This window comes from Stenotrophomonas sp. PE591 (assembly GCF_018320795.1).
GTDB classification, from domain to species: Bacteria; Pseudomonadota; Gammaproteobacteria; order Xanthomonadales; family Xanthomonadaceae; genus Stenotrophomonas; species Stenotrophomonas maltophilia.
In genome coordinates this window covers 165,589-182,419 of sequence record NZ_JAAOKO010000010.1, presented here as the reverse complement: position 1 = coordinate 182,419, position 16,831 = coordinate 165,589, and the positions used below count along the sequence as shown (strand labels likewise).

The 16,831-nt window shown below is 67.6% G+C and carries 14 protein-coding genes and 1 rRNA gene; 10 read left to right on the top strand and 5 right to left on the bottom strand.

Translation table 11 applies throughout. The features are described 5' to 3' along the window. Both JLDANKMP_RS19600 and tyrS read right to left on the bottom strand, forming a co-directional pair. Window positions 1–64 (bottom strand): 16S ribosomal RNA (locus JLDANKMP_RS19600); the annotation flags it as partial. Between the two features lie 519 nt (window positions 65–583). Continuing rightward, window positions 584–1,795 (bottom strand): tyrosine--tRNA ligase, encoded by a 1,212-nt coding sequence (gene tyrS, locus JLDANKMP_RS19595; protein ID WP_005407778.1) that lies wholly within the window; start codon window positions 1,793–1,795, stop codon window positions 584–586. Window positions 1,796–1,962: 167 nt separating this feature from the next. On the opposite strand from tyrS, the gene JLDANKMP_RS19590 reads away from it, so the two are divergent. After that, window positions 1,963–3,435 carry a peptidoglycan DD-metalloendopeptidase family protein gene (locus JLDANKMP_RS19590; protein WP_212561891.1) on the top strand — a complete coding sequence of 491 codons (1,473 nt, stop codon included), beginning with the start codon at window positions 1,963–1,965 and terminating at the stop codon, window positions 3,433–3,435. 65 nt (window positions 3,436–3,500) lie between these two features. Beyond that, a complete protein-coding gene (locus tag JLDANKMP_RS19585; protein WP_212561890.1) occupies window positions 3,501–4,628 on the top strand; it encodes an anhydro-N-acetylmuramic acid kinase in 1,128 nt (375 codons plus the stop codon). A 79-nt stretch (window positions 4,629–4,707) separates the two neighbouring features. Here the strand turns inward: JLDANKMP_RS19585 and JLDANKMP_RS19580 are convergent, their stop codons facing one another. The 3 genes from JLDANKMP_RS19580 to JLDANKMP_RS19570 form a co-directional block, all read right to left on the bottom strand. Further along, entirely contained in the window at window positions 4,708–4,938 is a 231-nt protein-coding gene (locus JLDANKMP_RS19580) for a hypothetical protein (RefSeq protein ID WP_005407775.1), read from the bottom strand. Between the two features lie 77 nt (window positions 4,939–5,015). Beyond that, window positions 5,016–6,389, bottom strand: a complete 1,374-nt coding sequence (locus JLDANKMP_RS19575) for an MFS transporter (protein ID WP_005412009.1) — start codon at window positions 6,387–6,389, stop codon at window positions 5,016–5,018. Continuing rightward, on the bottom strand, window positions 6,386–7,186 hold the full coding sequence (locus JLDANKMP_RS19570; protein WP_024956358.1) for an exodeoxyribonuclease III: 801 nt from the start codon (window positions 7,184–7,186) through the stop codon (window positions 6,386–6,388). Before JLDANKMP_RS19570 ends, JLDANKMP_RS19575 begins: the two co-directional genes overlap by 4 nt. Before the next feature lie 162 nt (window positions 7,187–7,348). On the opposite strand from JLDANKMP_RS19570, the gene pyrE reads away from it, so the two are divergent. The 8 genes from pyrE (at window position 7,349) to JLDANKMP_RS19530 (ending at window position 16,788) form a co-directional block, all read left to right on the top strand. After that, window positions 7,349–8,008 carry an orotate phosphoribosyltransferase gene (gene pyrE, locus JLDANKMP_RS19565; protein WP_005407772.1) on the top strand — a complete coding sequence of 220 codons (660 nt, stop codon included), beginning with the start codon at window positions 7,349–7,351 and terminating at the stop codon, window positions 8,006–8,008. Between the two features lie 19 nt (window positions 8,009–8,027). Continuing rightward, entirely contained in the window at window positions 8,028–8,693 is a 666-nt protein-coding gene (locus JLDANKMP_RS19560) for a hypothetical protein (RefSeq protein ID WP_212561888.1), read from the top strand. A 174-nt stretch (window positions 8,694–8,867) separates the two neighbouring features. Further along, complete coding sequence (locus tag JLDANKMP_RS19555; protein ID WP_005407770.1) at window positions 8,868–8,960, top strand: potassium-transporting ATPase subunit F; 93 nt, start codon at window positions 8,868–8,870, stop codon at window positions 8,958–8,960. A gap of 12 nt (window positions 8,961–8,972) precedes the next feature. After that, the gene (gene kdpA / locus JLDANKMP_RS19550; protein ID WP_212561887.1) at window positions 8,973–10,682 is read left to right on the top strand and encodes a potassium-transporting ATPase subunit KdpA; all 1,710 of its coding nucleotides are present in this window, start codon (window positions 8,973–8,975) and stop codon (window positions 10,680–10,682) included. A 10-nt stretch (window positions 10,683–10,692) separates the two neighbouring features. Then, window positions 10,693–12,750 carry a potassium-transporting ATPase subunit KdpB gene (gene kdpB / locus JLDANKMP_RS19545; protein WP_099531177.1) on the top strand — a complete coding sequence of 686 codons (2,058 nt, stop codon included), beginning with the start codon at window positions 10,693–10,695 and terminating at the stop codon, window positions 12,748–12,750. After that, on the top strand, window positions 12,747–13,397 hold the full coding sequence (kdpC, locus tag JLDANKMP_RS19540; protein WP_212561886.1) for a potassium-transporting ATPase subunit KdpC: 651 nt from the start codon (window positions 12,747–12,749) through the stop codon (window positions 13,395–13,397). The genes kdpB and kdpC overlap by 4 nt, the downstream gene beginning before the upstream one ends. A gap of 36 nt (window positions 13,398–13,433) precedes the next feature. Further along, window positions 13,434–16,094: a sensor histidine kinase KdpD gene (locus tag JLDANKMP_RS19535; protein ID WP_212561885.1), complete on the top strand. Its 2,661-nt coding sequence runs from the start codon at window positions 13,434–13,436 to the stop codon at window positions 16,092–16,094. Beyond that, window positions 16,075–16,788 (top strand): response regulator transcription factor, encoded by a 714-nt coding sequence (locus JLDANKMP_RS19530; protein ID WP_005412001.1) that lies wholly within the window; start codon window positions 16,075–16,077, stop codon window positions 16,786–16,788. Before JLDANKMP_RS19535 ends, JLDANKMP_RS19530 begins: the two co-directional genes overlap by 20 nt. Window positions 16,789–16,831: the final 43 nt, after the last annotated feature.

Genomic DNA, 16,831 nt, shown 5'->3' with positions numbered 1-16,831 from the left:
CGACTTGCATGTGTTAGGCCTACCGCCAGCGTTCACTCTGAGCCAGGATCAAACTCTTCACTTAAAACTGCATGATCCGAAGATCAAAATTTAAAGCTGCAGATGATTGATTCTGGCAACGTATCGCTTGCTTTAAAACAATTAATAGTTGCTTGATCAAACGTCTGCAAGATGGACAATCATCCTTCCTGCAGGCGCCTTCACAAGATACCTGCGCATACTTTCAAAGATCTTGGGAAGTGGCCTCAGCGCCGTTCCCGTGTGCTGCGAAGTTTCCTTCGTAGCGAGCCGCCCATTATGCCAGACTTTTTCAGTCCGTCAACACCTTCGTTCGATCATCTCGTTCGGCGGTGGTGGGCGCCCTGTTGTCGCTGAAGCCCCTTGGTGGCGACCCCTGCGACGGGGGAGGAGAAGTATGTCCCTATTCCCATCGTTTGTGAAGGGGGTGTGGCGATTTTTTTCACCGGATGTTGCATCCGTTCATCCGTCGCGCTGCGGGAGGACCGCCCGAAGAGCAGCCAAGCGTGGGCTTGGCTCTACAAGAGCATAAGGAAGGGCCGGCTGCGCCGGCCCTTCCTTTGTCTCAGGCAGCGACCAGGCGTACGCGGGCGAAGGTGCGCTTGCCGACCTGCAGCAGGCCTTCGAAGCCCGGCTGCAGCACCTGCTGGCCGTCCTCGACCACCTCACCGTCCACCTTGACCGCGCGCTCCTTGAGCTTGCGGTTGGCTTCGGAGTTGCTCGGGGTCAGGCCGGCCGCGGTCAGCAGCGCAGCGATACGCAGGCCTTCGACCGGGATCGCCACGTCCTGCAGCGGCAGCTGGGTGATGTCGCCCTGCCCGGTCACCGCCGCTTCCCAGCCGGCGATCGCCTGCTCGGCCGCTGCGGCGTCGTGGAAGCGGGTCGCCAGTTCACGCGCCAGGCGCAGCTTGACCACGCGCGGGTTCAGGCCGCCATTGGCCACCTGCTCGCGCAGCTGCACGGCTTCGGCCTGGCTGATGTCGAAGGACAGCAGCTCGATCCAGCGCCACATCAGGGTGTCGTCCACCTTCATGGTCTTGGTGACGATGTCGATGGCCGGTTCGCTGATGCCAATGTAGTTGCCCAGCGACTTGGACATCTTGTTGACGCCGTCCAGGCCCTCCAGCAGCGGCATGGTCAGCACCACCTGCGGCTTCTGGCCGTGGTGCTCCTGCAGGCCACGGCCCATCAGCAGGTTGAACTTCTGGTCGGTACCGCCCAGCTCCACGTCGGCCTCCAGGGCCACGGAGTCGTAGCCCTGCACCAGCGGGTACAGGAACTCATGGATGGCGATGGACTGCTGGGCGGCGTAGCGCTTGGCAAAGTCGTCGCGCTCGAGCATGCGTGCCACGGTGTGCTGGCCGGCCAGGCGGATCATGTCGGCCGCGCCCATCTTGCCGAACCACTCCGAGTTGAAGCGGACTTCGGTACGGCTGCGGTCCAGCACCTTGAACACCTGCTCCTCATAGGTACGGGCGTTGGCCAGCACGTCCTCGCGGCTGAGCGGCTTGCGGGTGAGGCTCTTGCCGGACGGGTCGCCGATCATGCCGGTGAAGTCGCCGATCAGGAAAATGACCTGGTGGCCGAGGTCCTGGAACTGGCGCATCTTGTTCAGCAGCACCGTGTGGCCCAGGTGCAGGTCGGGCGCGGTGGGGTCGAAGCCGGCCTTGATCCGCAGCGGGCGGCCCTCCTGCAGGCGCGCACGCAGATCCTCGAGCTTGAGGATCTCGTCGGCACCACGGCCGATCTGGGCAAGGGCTTCTTCAATCGAGGACACGTGACTACTCCCGGCAACGCCGATTCTTGTGTGGGGTGTTAAAGCAAAGTTAACCCGATTGGCTTCACAAAAGCCAATGGGCACAAGGGTTTGACGCGGTTTTCTCAGGTGTCTATGGTAACCGGCGATCAGGCCCCCGCTCCCGGGCCACCAGGAAAAAACCGCCGATGCACAATTCCGAACAAGGGCGCGCACGCAAGCAGCGCTTCCAGGAACGCCTCCACGTCCTGCACGACAACGCCCTGCATCGGAAGCTCAGGCAACATCTTCCCGCGGCCTTCAACGAGCGCTGGACCCGGCGCCATTGGATGCATGCCAGCCTGTTCGCGACCATCGGCGCCCTGGTGGCGACGATCGTGCCGGGCTTCTCGCACACCATCGACGCCCCCTTTGCCGACAGCCATACCAGCCTGGCACTGCCGTTGCCGCCGCTGGCCATGGCCCGCCAGCAGCAGGTGCCCGGTGACAGCTGGCAGGTGCTGCGCGTGGAACGCGGCCAGACCCTGAGCGATCTGTTCGACAAGGCCGGTATCCCGGCGACCACCCTGCACCGGGTGCTGGACCACCCGGGCGCGCGCGAGGCGCTGACCAAGCTTCGCCCGGGCGCCGAGATCGCCTTCGACATGCCGCTGTCCGGCGACCTGCGCAGCATCCGCTTCGACCGCGATGCCGACAACCGGGTGGAGCTGAGCCTGGCCGGTAACGACATCAAGGAGAAGGTGACCAAGCGCGAGACCTCCACGCGCACGGTGGTCACCAGTGGCGAGATCACCAGCTCGCTGTATGCCGCGGCCCGCCGCGCCGGGCTGTCGCCGTCGGCGATCGCGACGATGACCGACGACATCTTCAAGTACGACATCGACTTCTCGAAGGACCTGCAGCCGGGCGACCGCTTCAGCGTGGTGATGGATGAAACCTGGCGCGAAGGCGAGAAGGTGGACACCAGCAAGATTCTGGCGGCGACTTTCACCACCGGTGGCAAGACCTATTCCGGCTTCCGCTTCGACCGCAACGGCAAGTCCGAGTACTACGACATCAACGGCCGTTCGCTGAAGAAGAGCTTCATCCGCATGCCGATCCCGTTCGCGCGGCTGAGCTCGACCTTCGGTGCGCGCAAGCACCCCGTGCTGGGCAAGATGCGCATGCACAAGGGCGTGGACTACGCCGCGCGCACCGGCACCCCGATCATGGCCGCCGGCGACGCCCGCGTGCAGTTCGCCGGCGTGCAGCGCGGTTACGGCAACGTGGTGATCCTCGACCACGGCCGTGGCCACACCACCCTGTATGGGCACATGTCGCGCTTTGCGAACATCAAGACCGGCCAGCGGGTGGCCCAGGGCACGGTGATCGGTTATGTCGGCTCGACCGGCCTGGCCACCGGCCCACACCTGCACTACGAATTCCGCGTCAACGGCGAGCACCGCAACCCGCTGACCGTGACCATGCCGCCGCCGGAGCCGCTGAAGGGCGCCGAGCTGGTCGCCTTCCGCGCGCAGACCGCGCCGGCGATGGCCCGCATCCAGGGCATGGAGAAGCTGATCTACGCCGATGCCAGCCCGGCACCGACCAGCCGCGACGAGGCCGCCCCCGAGGTGGCCAGCGCCAAGGACAAGAGCAGCACCGGCCGCAAGCGCGGCTGAGCCCCTGCGTTGACGAAGAAGGATGCGGCAGCACAAGCTTGCCGCGTCCTTTTTTTATGCCCGCCATGAACACGACTGCCGACACTGACGCCCCCCTGTACCTTGGCCTGATGTCGGGCACCAGTGCCGACGGCATCGATGCCGCGCTGGTGCAGTTTCCTGCCGGCGGAGGCTGCCGCTTCGTGCACGGCCTGACCGCCCGCTGGGAGCCGGTGCTGCGTGCACGGCTGGTGACGCTGGGCGAAGGTGGTCCACTGGATTCGCTGGAGGAGCTGGGCGAGCTGGACGCCCGGATCGCGATCAGCTTCGCCGGGGCCGCCAACCAGCTGCTGGCCGAGGCTGGCGTGGACCGCAGCCAGGTGCTCGCGATCGGCTCGCATGGGCAGACCGTGCGTCACCGGCCGCTGGCCGACCCCGCCTTCACCTTGCAGCTGGGCGACGGCAACCGCGTCGCCGAGTTGACCGGGATCACCACGGTCTGCGACTTCCGCCGACGCGACGTGGCGGCCGGGGGCCATGGTGCGCCACTGATGCCGGCCTTCCACCTGGCCATGCTGGGCACGGCCGACGAAGACCGCGCCGTGCTCAATCTGGGCGGTATCGCCAACCTGACCCTGATTCCGCGCGAAGGTGCGGTACGTGGCTTCGATACCGGCCCGGCCAATGCGCTGATGGATGCCTGGTGCCAGCGCCACACCGGCCGCACCTTTGATGCCGACGGCGCGTACGCCGCCAGCGGCGCGGTGGACGAGGGCCTGCTGGCGGGCTGGCGCTCGGACCCGTGGTTCGCGCTGCCGCCGCCGAAGAGCACCGGCCGTGAGCAGTTCCACCTGGCCTGGGCCGAGGCGCACATGGCCGAGGGCCAGTACGCGGCGGCCGACGTGCAGGCGACCCTGCTGGAGCTGACCGTGGCAACGGTGGCCGATGCGCTGCTGGCGCAGCAGCCGCAGACCCGGCGCCTGCTGGTCTGTGGCGGCGGGGTACGCAACCGGCAGCTGATGAAGCGCCTGGCGGCGCGGCTGCCGGACGTGCAGGTGGAATCCAGCGCCGTGCACGGGCTGGACCCGGAGTACGTGGAGGCAATGGGCTTCGCATGGCTGGCGCAGCGGACGATGGACGGGCTGGCCGGCAACCTGCCAAGCGTGACCGGAGCTAAGGGCCCGCGGATCCTGGGTGCGATCCACCTGGCGTGAGGTGGCGCCATCCACGCGTGGCGTGGATCTACCGGGCAGCCGGACGTGGGCTCGTCTCTACAGCATTGCGGCGCGGCCGCTAATCGAAGCCCTGCCCTGCGGGCAAGGCCTGCAGGGCGGCAATGGCATCGGACAGGGCATCCACTTCCGGATCGCCGAAGCCGGAGCGGACTTCCAGTTCACTGCTGAACAGGCCCTGCTCCAGCAAGGCGGCACAGGTCTGTTCGTGGGTCCAGCCGCGGGCGACCGCGACGCGTTTGATACGTTCCAGCAGCAGCGGGTCCAGGTCCCGCAGCACAACGTCGGCCATGCTCACTTCCCCGTTCGCAAGGCACCGCCCCCTCGGCGCGTCGGGGCGATGATCCCGCAGACCGGGCGGGCAGGCAATCAGGTTGAGCCGGCGGCCTGGCGACGGCGCTGCTGCAGGATCAGCAGGGCGCAGAGGATCACCACCGGGATCGCCACCAGCGCAGTACCGACGAAGAACAGCGCGTAGCCTTCCAGCAGCGTCCGGCCCTGTGCGAGCGTCTGTACCGACCACCCCGAGAGCCCCTTGAGCGCCTTGCCGGGCATCGCGTAGAACGAACTCAGCAGTGCGTACTGGGTTGCGGTGTATCCAATGCTGGTCAGGCTCGACATGTAGGCGATCAGCGCCGTTCCGGCGAAGCCGCTGGCGAAGTTGTCGATTGCCATGGCGACGGCGAAATGGGTTGTGTCCGGGCCGGAATAGGCCAGCCAGGCAAACGCCAGGTTGGAGGCCGGCCCCAGCACAGCGCCTACCATCAGCGCCGCCAGCACCCCCCAGCGGACCGAGACCAGGCCCGCTGCGGCAATACCGACGAAGGTCGCGACCAGCCCGACCGAGCCACGCACCGCGCCCACGGTGTCCTCGTCCAGGCCGAGATCGACGTAGAACGGGTTGGCCATCGGTCCCATGACGAAGTCGGCCATGCGATAGACGCTGATGGCCACCAGGATCAGGATCGCGCCGCTGCGATGCTCGCGGACGAAGGCGATGAACGGTCCCGCTACGGCGTCGAACAATCCGCGCGGTGTCCACAGCGAGGTCGCCTGCGCCTGCACGGCAGCCACTTCCCGCGCGGGTTCGCGGGCCATGACCACGGCCACCACGCCAAGCGCCATCAGCACGGCCATGATCTCGTAGGAAACCTGCCAGCCGACACGGGCCGCGATGATCAGGATCAGCGCATCGGTGACCAGCAATGCAGTGCGGTAGCCCAGTGCCGAGGATGAGGTCAGCAGTCCAAGCTGCTCGCTGTTGTCAGCACTTTCAATGCGCCAGGCATCGATGACGATGTCCTGGGTGGCCGAAGCAAACGCCACGATCACGGCCATCACGCCGAACACGACGATGTGCTGCCAGGCGATACCCAGGAACTGGATCTGCCCCCCCTTGGGCTGGACCAGCGCCATGCCGACCAGGCCCACCACCACAACCAGCTGCGACAGCAGCATCCAGCCACGGCGGCGGCCAAAGCGGCCGAACAGAGGCACGTCGGTCTTGTCGACGATCGGTGCCCACAGGAACTTCATGGTGTAGGCCAGCCCGACCCATGACAGGAAGCCGATCGTACTCAGCTCGATGCCTTCCTTGCGCATCCAGAAGCCGAGCGTGTTGCCCACCAGATAGATCGGCAGGCCGGAACTGAAGCCGAGCAGCAGCATCGCCAGCACCTTGCGCTGGCTCAGGTTGGACAACACCTGCTGCCACGGTCGGCGCGGCTTGGCAGCCTCGGTCACAGGTCGTAGTCCACGGTGAACGGGGCGTGGTCGGAGAAGCGCTCGTCGCGGTAGATCGAGCAGCTTCGCAGGCGGTCACGCAGGCCCGGGGTGATGAACTGGTAGTCGATGCGCCAACCGACATTGTTGGCACGGGCGGCGCCGCGGTTGCTCCACCAGGTGTAGTCCTCTCCGGTGGGGTTGAGCAGGCGGTAGGCATCGGCCCAGCCGCGACCGGCAGCGACATCGGTGGCCTGGCCGTGGTCGGCGCAGAGGGCGTTGAGCCAGTCGCGTTCCTCCGGCAGGCAGCCGGAATTCTTCTGGTTGGACTTCCAGTTCTTGATGTCCAGCGCCGAACGCACGATGTTCCAGTCGCCGCACAGCACGTAGTCGCGGCCGCTGCGCGCCCACTCCTCCAGGATCGGCCGCAGCCATTCCATCACTTCGAACTTGAAGCCCTGGCGCAGGTCGCCCGAGCTGCCGGACGGGATATAGAAGGAGACCACGCTGAGGTTGCCGTAGCGTGCCTCGATGTAGCGGCCTTCGTCGTCGAACGGGGCCCAGCCCAGCGACGTGATGACCTGGTCCGGCTCGCGCTTGCTGTAGATCGCCACACCGCTGTAGCCCTTCTTGGTAATGGCGTCGCGGTAGAAGCAGTGGTGGCCGTCCGGGCGGAACATCGGGTCGCTCAGCTGGTCTTCCTGGGCCTTGGTTTCCTGGATGCACAGGACATCGGCATCCTGGGCACGGAACCAGTCGAGGAAGCCCTTGGTCGCGGCGGAACGGATGCCATTGGCGTTGAAACTGATGATGCGCATGCGGAAGACCTACGGCGGGAAACCGGGCAAGCATACCGGTTGACTGCAGGGCTGCGCAGTCCGCCGGGTGGGCCCGCCAGCGCCTTCACACGGGGCCGGACGAGCGCGAAACGCCCAGCTGGATTAGGATTTGTGCTCCAAATGAAGATGAATCGAGTTTTGATGAGCGACCACCGCCACCGTTTCCTGCAGCTGGCCCTGACCGCCGACGCCCTGCGCTTCGGCCAGTTCACCCTCAAGTCCGGCCGGCTGAGCCCCTATTTCTTCAACGCCGGCCGTTTCGACTCCGGTTCGCTGCTGTCCCAGCTCGGCGCCTGCTATGCCGATGCCATCGATGCCAGCGGGATCAAGTACGACGTGGTGTTCGGCCCGGCCTACAAGGGCATCCCGCTGGCCACCGCGATGGCCTGCGAGCTGGCCCAGCGCGGCCGCGACCTGCCGCTGTCGTTCAACCGCAAGGAAGCCAAGGACCATGGCGAGGGTGGCCAGCTGATCGGCGCCGACATGCAGGGCAAGCGCGTGCTGATCGTCGACGACGTGATCACCGCCGGTACGGCGATCCGCGAAGCGCTGGGCATCATCCGCGCCGCCGGTGGCACCCCGGCCGGCATCGTGGTGGCACTGGACCGCCAGGAGATCGCTTCGGAGACCGACCGCCGTTCTGCCGCGCAGTCGGTGGCCGAAGAAGCCGGTATCCCGGTGATCGCCGTGGCATCGCTGGCCGATCTGCTTGATTTCGCCTCCGGCAACCCGGAACTTGTGGGTTACCGGCAGCCGCTGGAAGCCTACCGGGCCCAGTACGGCGTTCGTTCGATCCGCTGACCGACCCAGGGGAAAGGTCATGTCCCGAGTTCCTGCTGTCCTCTTCGCCGGCCTGCTGCTGGTCGTGCCGTTCACCGTACCGGCGCAGTCGCGCGACAGCGGCAAGGCGGAAAAGAAGCTGTACTGCTGGAACGAGGGCAAGGAGCGGATCTGCAGTGATTCGCTGCCGGCCGACGCGGTCAACCATGCCCGCGAGGAATTCAATGCGAGCACGGGCCTGCGCAATGCGCAGGTCCAACGCGCGTTGACCGACGAGGAGCGTGCCGCTGCCAGCACCGCTGCGCAGCAGCAACAGCTGGACCTGATGGCCGAGCAGACCCGCCAGCGCACCGAGCAGGCCATGTTGTCCACCTACGGCAGCGAGGCCGACCTGCGCCGGGTGTTTGCCGAGCGCCAGGAAGTGCTGGACAACAACCTGAAGACAGCCGAGTACAACGTCACCAGCCTGCGTGAGTCGCTGGTGGCGCTGCTGTCGGCGGCGGGAGACCGCGAGCTGGCCGGCGCCAAGGTGGTCGACAAGCAGGCCGAGGCGATCCGCAAGCGGCATGCGCAGCTGCAGGCGCAGCAGCGCTTGCAGGCCGGGCTGGTGCAGCAGCAGCAGGCGTTGAAGGCCGAGATCGACAGCACCCTGCAGCGCTATCGCGAGCTGAAGGGGCTGGTGCCGGCGGACACTCCGGCGGGCTGACGGCGCTACCTCCGCCGGGCATGGCCCGGCGCTACCCCGGGCCTGGTTACGGGTTGGCCCACGGAATTTATGCACTCTTTACGCGTCGGCCCGGTCCGGCGCGTAGTGCGTTTATGGGGGGTAGGACGACGATGGCGGCCTGAGGTGGAGGGGTTCCACCAGGACGCTATTGCAATGTCCCCCTGGCTGTCGTTGTTGTGTGGCGTGCTGGTGCTGGTTGCCGCCGCCTATCTCCTTTATGTCGTGCTGCGGCCCGAGTCGTTCTGAGCGGAGCCGGCCATGACTGAGATGCTTGTGATTATTGCCGCCAGCCTGCTGCTGGCGTGGCCGCTGGGCCTGTACCTGGCGCGCGTGATGCGCGGCACGCCGATGAAGGTCGACGTGCTGTTCCACTGGATCGAGAAGCCGCTGTACAAGGTGCTTGGCGTCGATCCATCGCGCGCCATGTCCTGGCGCGGCTATGTGCTGGCCTTCGTGCTGAGCAACGTCGTGGTCGCGGTGCTGACCCAGGCGGTGTTCATGACCCAGGCCTGGTTGCCGTTGAACCCGGACCAGATCCCGAACATGCGCTGGGACACCGCGCTGCACACGATGATCTCGTTCCTGACCAACACCAACCAGCAGCACTATTCGGGCCAGGCGCAGCTGTCCTACTTCTCGCAGATGACCGGCATCACCGGCCTGCAGGTGGTGACGCCGATGATGGGCCTGGCGCTGGCGGTGGCGACGCTGCGCGCGTTGTTCTCGCGTGCGCCGCAGGCTGCGGCGACCACCGGGGCCGGCGATGACCGCCAGGTGGCGGTGGGCAACTACTACGTGGACGTGGTGCGCCTGTGCGTGCGCTTCCTGCTGCCGCTGTGCCTGGTGTGGACGCTGGTGCTGACCAGCCAGGGCGTACCGTCGACGATGGCCGGTGGGCCACAGGCCACGCCGATCGACGCCAGCGCCGGCATGGCCGGACAGAAACTGCCGTTGGGACCGGTGGCGGCGATGGTCGCGGCCAAGCAGCTGGGCGCCAACGGCGGCGGCTGGTATGGCCCGAACAGCAGCTTCCCGCTGGAGAACCCGACCCCGCTGTCGAACGCGCTGGAGATCGTCGGCATCCTGCTGGTGCCGATGGCGGTGATCTTCATGATCGGCGCGTTCACCGGCCGGCGCCGCTTCGGCGCGCTGGTGTTCAGCTGCATGCTGGGCATGTCGCTGCTGTCCACCGGCGCGATGATGTGGAGCGAAGGGCATAGCGCCAGCGCCGCCACCCCGCTGCTGATGGAAGGCAAGGAAGTGCGCTTCGGCGCCGATGGCACTGCGCTGTGGGCGGCGGTGACCACCCAGGTCTCCAACGGCTCGGTCAACGGCATGCACGATTCGCTGGCGCCGCTGAGTGGCGGCATCGCGATGGTCAACATGCTGGTCAGCGCGATCTGGGGCGGCATCGGTTGTGGCCTGCAGCAGTTCATCGTGTACCTGCTGCTGGGTGTGTTCCTGGCCGGGTTGATGACCGGGCGCACGCCGGAACTGTTCGGCCGCAAGCTGGAGACGCCACAGGTGCGCCTGCTGGCCCTGCTGGTGCTGCTGCAGCCGATCACCCTGCTGGTGTTCACCGCGATCACCCTGGCCGTGCCCGGCCTGGCGGGCACCTCCAATCCCGGCTTCCATGGCATCAGCCAGGTGTTCTACGAGTATGTCTCGGCCTATGCCAACAACGGTTCGGGCTTCGAAGGGCTGGGAGACGCCACGCTGTGGTGGAACCTGAGCTGCTCGCTGGTGCTGCTGCTGGGCCGCTTCCCGCTGCTGATCATCCCGCTGGTGGTGGCCGCACAGCTGGCTGCCAAGCGGCAAGCGCCGGAGTCTGCCGGCAGCCTGCAGATCGAAACGCCGACCTTCGCCCTGACCCTGGTCTCGGTGATCGTCATCCTGACCGTGCTGCAGTTCATGCCGGCGCTGGTACTCGGCCCGATCGCCGACCACCTGAGCCTGGGACTGCACTGAGGACACCGCAATGAGTACCCATGCAAGTTCAACCCGTAGTTCCCTCGCACCGCGCCCTGCCCTGCTGGATGGCGCAGGCCTGCGCCGTGCACTGGTCGAGGCAGTGCGCAAGCTGTCGCCGATGCATCTGGTGCGCAGCCCGGTGATGGCGGTGGTGATGGCCGGCACGATCGTGGCCGCGATCGTCACCCTGACCGGCAATGCGCCGCTGGGCTTTGGCCTGGCGGTGACCGCGATCCTGCTGGTGACCGTGCTGTTCGGCAATTTTGCCGAAGCCGTGGCCGAAGCACGTGGCCGTGGCCAGGCCGCATCGCTGCGCCGCGCCCGCCAGGACCTGGTGGCGCGCCGCCTGGCCGCACCGCAGCCGGGTGCCGCGGAAACCCAGCTGCCAGCCGCCGAGCTGCGCCCGGGCGACCATGTGATCGTCAGTGCCGGTGAACTGGTACCGGCCGATGGCGAGATCGTGCAGGGCCTGGCCACCATCAACGAAGCAGCGGTGACCGGCGAATCGGCACCGGTGCTGCGCGAGGCCGGTACCGACCGTTCCGGTGTGATCGGCGGAACCAAGGTGCTGTCCGACCAGATCATCGTGCGGGTGACCGCCGAGCCGGGCCACAGCTTCCTGGACCGGATGATCGCGCTGGTGGAAGGCGCCAACCGGCAGAAGACGCCGAACGAGATCGCACTGACCCTGCTGCTGGCGGCGATGACGCTGACCTTCCTGGTGGTGGTGGCGACGCTGCCGGCCATTGGCGCGGCGGTAGGCGTGCAGGTTGACCCGCTGCTGCTGATCGCGCTTCTGGTCTGCCTGATCCCGACCACCATCGGCGGCCTGCTGCCGGCCATCGGCATCGCCGGCATGAACCGCGCGCTGGCCGCCAACGTGCTGGCCAAGTCGGGCAAGGCGGTGGAAGTCGCGGGAGACGTGGACGTGCTGCTGCTGGACAAGACCGGCACCATCACCTACGGCGATCGCCAAGCCAGCCACTTCCATCCGTTGGCCGGTATCGATGCCAGCCAGCTGCGTGAAGCGGCGCTGTTGTCCTCGCTGGCCGACCCGACCCCGGAAGGCAAGTCGATCGTGCGCCTGGCGCGCGAACAGGGCTGCGCCACCGCCGAACCGGACCACGCCGAGTACCTGGCGTTCAGTGCGCAGACCCGCATGTCCGGCGTGGATCTTGAACATGGGCGGCAGATCCGCAAGGGTGCCGCCGATGCGATCCGTGCCCACGTACAGGCGCTGGGCGGCAATGTACCGGTTGAACTGGCCGGCCGCGTCGAGCAGGTCGCACGCAACGGTGCCACCCCGCTGGTGGTGGCCGAGGGCCGCCACGTGCTGGGCGTGATCGAACTGTCGGACGTGGTCAAGCACGGCATGCGCGAGAAGTTCGCGCAGCTGCGGGCGATGGGCATCCGCACGGTGATGATCACCGGCGACAACCCGCTGACCGCCGCCGCGATCGCTGCCGAAGCCGGTGTCGACGACTACATCGCCGAGGCGCGACCGGAAGACAAGCTGGCGCGCATCCGCCAGGAGCAGGCCGGTGGCCGCCTGGTGGCGATGGTCGGTGACGGTACCAACGACGCCCCGGCACTGGCCCAGGCCGACATCGGCCTGGCGATGAACTCCGGTACGCAGGCGGCGAAGGAGGCCGGCAACATGGTCGACCTCGATTCGGACCCGGCCAAGCTGCTGGCAGTGGTGGAAGTAGGCAAGCAGCAGCTGATCACCCGCGGCGCGCTGACCACCTTCTCGCTGGCAAACGACGTCTCCAAGTACTTCGCGATCCTGCCGGCGCTGTTCGCCGCGGCCGTTCCGACCATGGCCGCCTTGAACGTGATGCAGCTGTCGAGCCCGCGCAATGCGGTGCTGGCGGCGCTGATCTTCAACGCCCTTGTGATTCCCGCCCTGATCCCGCTCGCCCTGCGTGGCGTGCGCTTCCGCCCGGCCACCGCCACCGCGCTGCTGCGCCGGAACATGCTGGTGTACGGCCTCGGCGGCGTGCTGCTGCCGTTCGCAGCGATCAAGGCGATCGACCTCCTTCTTGTCCTGGTATTCGGCGCATGAACCGTTCTGCTTCCACCTCCACTTCCCTGTCGCGCGAACCGAAGGCCGAGGCCCGCGTGGCCAGCCTGCAGGATGGCGCCAGCTGGCGCCCGGCGATCGGCCTGGGCCTGGCCACCCTGCTGCTGGCCGGTGCGGTCTACGCCGGCATCGCCACCGGTTTCGCCGGCCTGGCCTACCCGACCCAGGCCGAGGGCAGCCTGCTGCGCGATGGCAGCGGCCAGGTGCGCGGCTCGACGTGGCTGTCGCAGCCGTTCACCGGTGATGGCTACTTCCAGGCACGGCCATCGGCGGCCAACTACGACCCGATGGCGGCAGCCGGTTCCAACATGGCGCGCAGCAACCCGGCGCTGGCCGAGCGCGTCGCCGCCAGCACCGCGGCGGTGGCCGCACGCGAAGGCGTTGCCCCGGCGCAGGTTCCTGCGGACCTGGTCACGCAGTCCGCCGGCGGCCTGGATCCGCAGCTGTCGCCGGCTGCAGCGCAGTTGCAGGTAGCACGCGTGGCGCGTGCCCGTGGCCTGCCTGTGGAACGCGTGCAGGCACTGGTGCAGGCGCATACCGAAGGTCGCCAGTGGGGCCTGTTCGGCCAGCCGCGGGTGAACGTGGTGACGCTGAACTTCGCGCTGGACCACGCGGCCAAGGCACCGTGATGCCGGCCTGCACCGGCTGCGCGCACAATGGCACCCATGACTGATGCGCGTACCCGCCAGGCCGATGCCCTGGTCGAAGGCCTGCAACGCGAAGCCGGCGGCAAGCTGACCGTGTTCCTCGGCGCGGCGCCGGGCGTGGGCAAGACCTACGCCATGCTGACCCGCGCGCAGGAACAGCTGCGTCGCGGCGTCGACCTGGTGGTCGGGTTGGTGGAAACCCATGGCCGTGCCGATACCCAGGCGCTGCTGGAGGGGCTGCCACAGCTGCCGCTGAAGGACGTGGCCTACCACGGCCATGCCCTGCAGGAGATGGACCTGGATGCCGTGCTCGCACGGCATCCGGCCTTGGTGCTGGTGGACGAACTGGCCCATCGCAATGCACCCGGCAGCCGCCACGAGCGGCGCTGGCAGGATGTGATGGAGCTGCTGGACGCCGGCATCGACGTCTGGACCACGGTCAACATCCAGCATCTGGAAAGCCTCAATGACGTGGTGATGCGCATCACCGGCGTACGCGTGAGCGAGACCGTGCCGGATGGGGTGCTCGACCGCCTGCACGACATCGTGCTGGTCGACCTGCCGCCGCGCGAGCTGATCGCGCGCCTGCAGCAGGGCAAGGTCTATGTGCCCGAACAGGCCGCGCAGGCGCTGCAGGCGTTCTTCTCGCCGGCCAACCTCACCGCACTGCGCGAGCTGGCCATGCAGGAGGCCGCCGACCGCGTCGACAGCAGCCTGCGTGAAGCGCGCGCCGCGCGCGGCGAGAGCAACCTGCCACTGCGTCGTGGCGTGCTGGTGGCCATTGATGGCGGCGGTCAGAGCGAATACCTGGTGCGGGTGGCGCGGCGCATCGCCGAACGCCGCGATGCGCCGTGGACGGTGGTGACCGTGCAGGGCCGACGCCAGGACGAGGCGACCCGGCGCGAGATCGATGCGGCCTTCGCATTGGCACGACGCCTCGGCGGCGACGCCGAACTGCTGCACGGATCAAGCATCGCCGATGCCCTGCTCGACCATGCCGCGCACAACGGCGTGTCGACCCTGGTGCTCGGCCGGACCCGCGAACGTCCGCTGGCGCGGATGTTCAACCGCACCCTGACCCAGCAGCTGATCCAGCGCGGCGCGCATTACGAGATCACCATCATCAGCACCCCGCAGGCACGTGCGCGCTCGCGCCGCGAGGGCCTGCTGCCGCCGATGCGCGGCATCAGCTACGAACCAGTGCAGGCGCTGATCGCCACCGCGCTGGCCTGTGCGGTGGCATGGCTGGCCGAACGCTGGGTCGGCATGGCCGACCTGTCGATGGTGTTCATCGTGGCAGTGGTGCTGGTGGCCGCACGCACGCGCGCCAGCGTGGCGGTGATGGCGGCGATCCTGTGCTTCCTCGCCTACAACTTCCTGTTCATCGCGCCGCGCTTCACCTTCGCCATCGGCGCGCGCCAGGGCGTGATCACCGTGTTCCTGTTCCTGGCCGCCGCGCTGGTGGCCGGACGCCTGGCCTCGCGCCTGCGCATGCAGGTGATCGCGCTGCGTGCGGCGAATCGACATGCGCGTGCGCGCCAGCAGCTGGGACGGCAGCTGGCCAGCGCGGCCGGCAATGGCGAGGTGGCGCAGGCGGGTCGGCATGCACTGGAACAGGCCATGGACGTTCCAGCGTGGCTACGGATCGGCGCCGATACCGCAACCGGTGGCCGCAGCCAGCCGGGCGATACCGACTTGGCCGCCGCCGATTGGGCACTGCACCACGGCCAGCCCAGCGGGCGCTTCACCGACACCCTGGCCGGTGCGCAGTGGTGGTTCCTGCCGCTGCTGGATGGCGAAGACCGCGCCATCGGCGTGGCGGGCCTTTACCTGCCCGGCGCACAGGCGCGCCTGCTGCCCGAGCAGCGGCAGCTGGCCGAGGCGATGGTCGACGACATCGCCCAGGCCGCGCTGCGCACCCGGCTGGTGGCCGAACTGGAGCAGGCCCACGTCAGCAACGAGACCGAGCGGCTGCGCTCGGCCCTGCTCTCTTCGGTGTCACACGACCTGCGCTCGCCGCTGGCGGCGATGATCGGTTCGGCCGACAGCCTGGCCAGCTACGGTGCGGCGATGGATACGGCCGATCGCCGTGCCCTGCTGGACACCATCCTGGTCGAAGGCGAGCGGCTGGACCGCTACATCCAGAACCTGCTGGACATGACCCGGCTCGGCCACGAAGGGTTGAAGATCAACCGCGACTGGATCGGCGTGGACGAGCTGATCGGCTCGGCGGCGCGGCGCCTGCAGCGCTACCAGCCCAAGGTGCGGCTGGAGCTGGATATTCCGGCCACGCTCGCGCCAATCTGGGTACACCCGGCGCTGGTTGAACAGGCGGTGTTCAACGTGATGGAAAACGCGGCCAAGTTCTCGCCACCCGATGCCGCCGTGCAGGTGCAGGCGCGCGAACTGGACGGACAGCTGCGCATCGATGTGATTGATGCCGGCCCCGGCATTCCCGATGACGAGCGCGCGCGCATCTTCGACATGTTCTACAGCGTCGAGCGCGGCGACCGTGGCCGCCACGGCACCGGCCTGGGCCTGACCATCTGCCAGGGCATGGTCGGTGCGCATGGCGGCAGCGTGCAGGCGCTGCCCGGACGCGACGGTCGCGGTACCCTGATCCGCATCACCCTGCCCCTGCTCAAGCCAGCCTCCCACGATGAGCCCGACTCCGATTGACGCCAGCGCGCCGGCCCCGCGCGTGCTGGTGATCGATGATGAAACCCAGATCCGCCGGTTCCTGGACATCAGCCTGCGCGCGCAGGGCTACCAGGTGCGGCAGGCGGCCACCGGCCAGGAAGGCCTGCAGCTGGCGGCCAGCGAGGACATGGACCTGGTGATCCTGGACATCGGCCTGCCGGACATGGAAGGCCATGAGGTGCTGGAGCAACTGCGGCAGTGGAGCCAGGTGCCGGTGATCATGCTGACCGTGCGTGCGGGTGAAGCCGAAAAGGTGCGCGCACTGGATACCGGCGCCAATGACTACGTGACCAAGCCGTTCGGCACCCAGGAGCTGATGGCGCGGGTGCGGGCGCTGCTGCGCACGCGCAGCGTGCCCAGCGACGGCACGCCACCGGTGTTCGACGATGGCCATCTGCATGTGGATCTCGTACGCCGCGAAGTGGCGCTGGATGGCGAGCCGGTGGCGCTGACCCGCAAGGAGTACGCGCTGCTGTCGCTGCTGCTGCGCAATGCCGGGCGGGTGGTGACCCAGCCGCAGATCCTCCAGGAGATCTGGGGCCCGACCCACCAGCACGACACCCACTACCTGCGCATCCTGGTCGGCAAGCTGCGGCACAAGCTGGGCGATTCAGCGCTGGATTCGCGCTACCTGTTCACCGAGCCAGGCGTGGGCTTGCGTTTCAAGGGGTAATAGATCCACGCCATGCGTGGATGGACATCATCGAAGCCGGAAG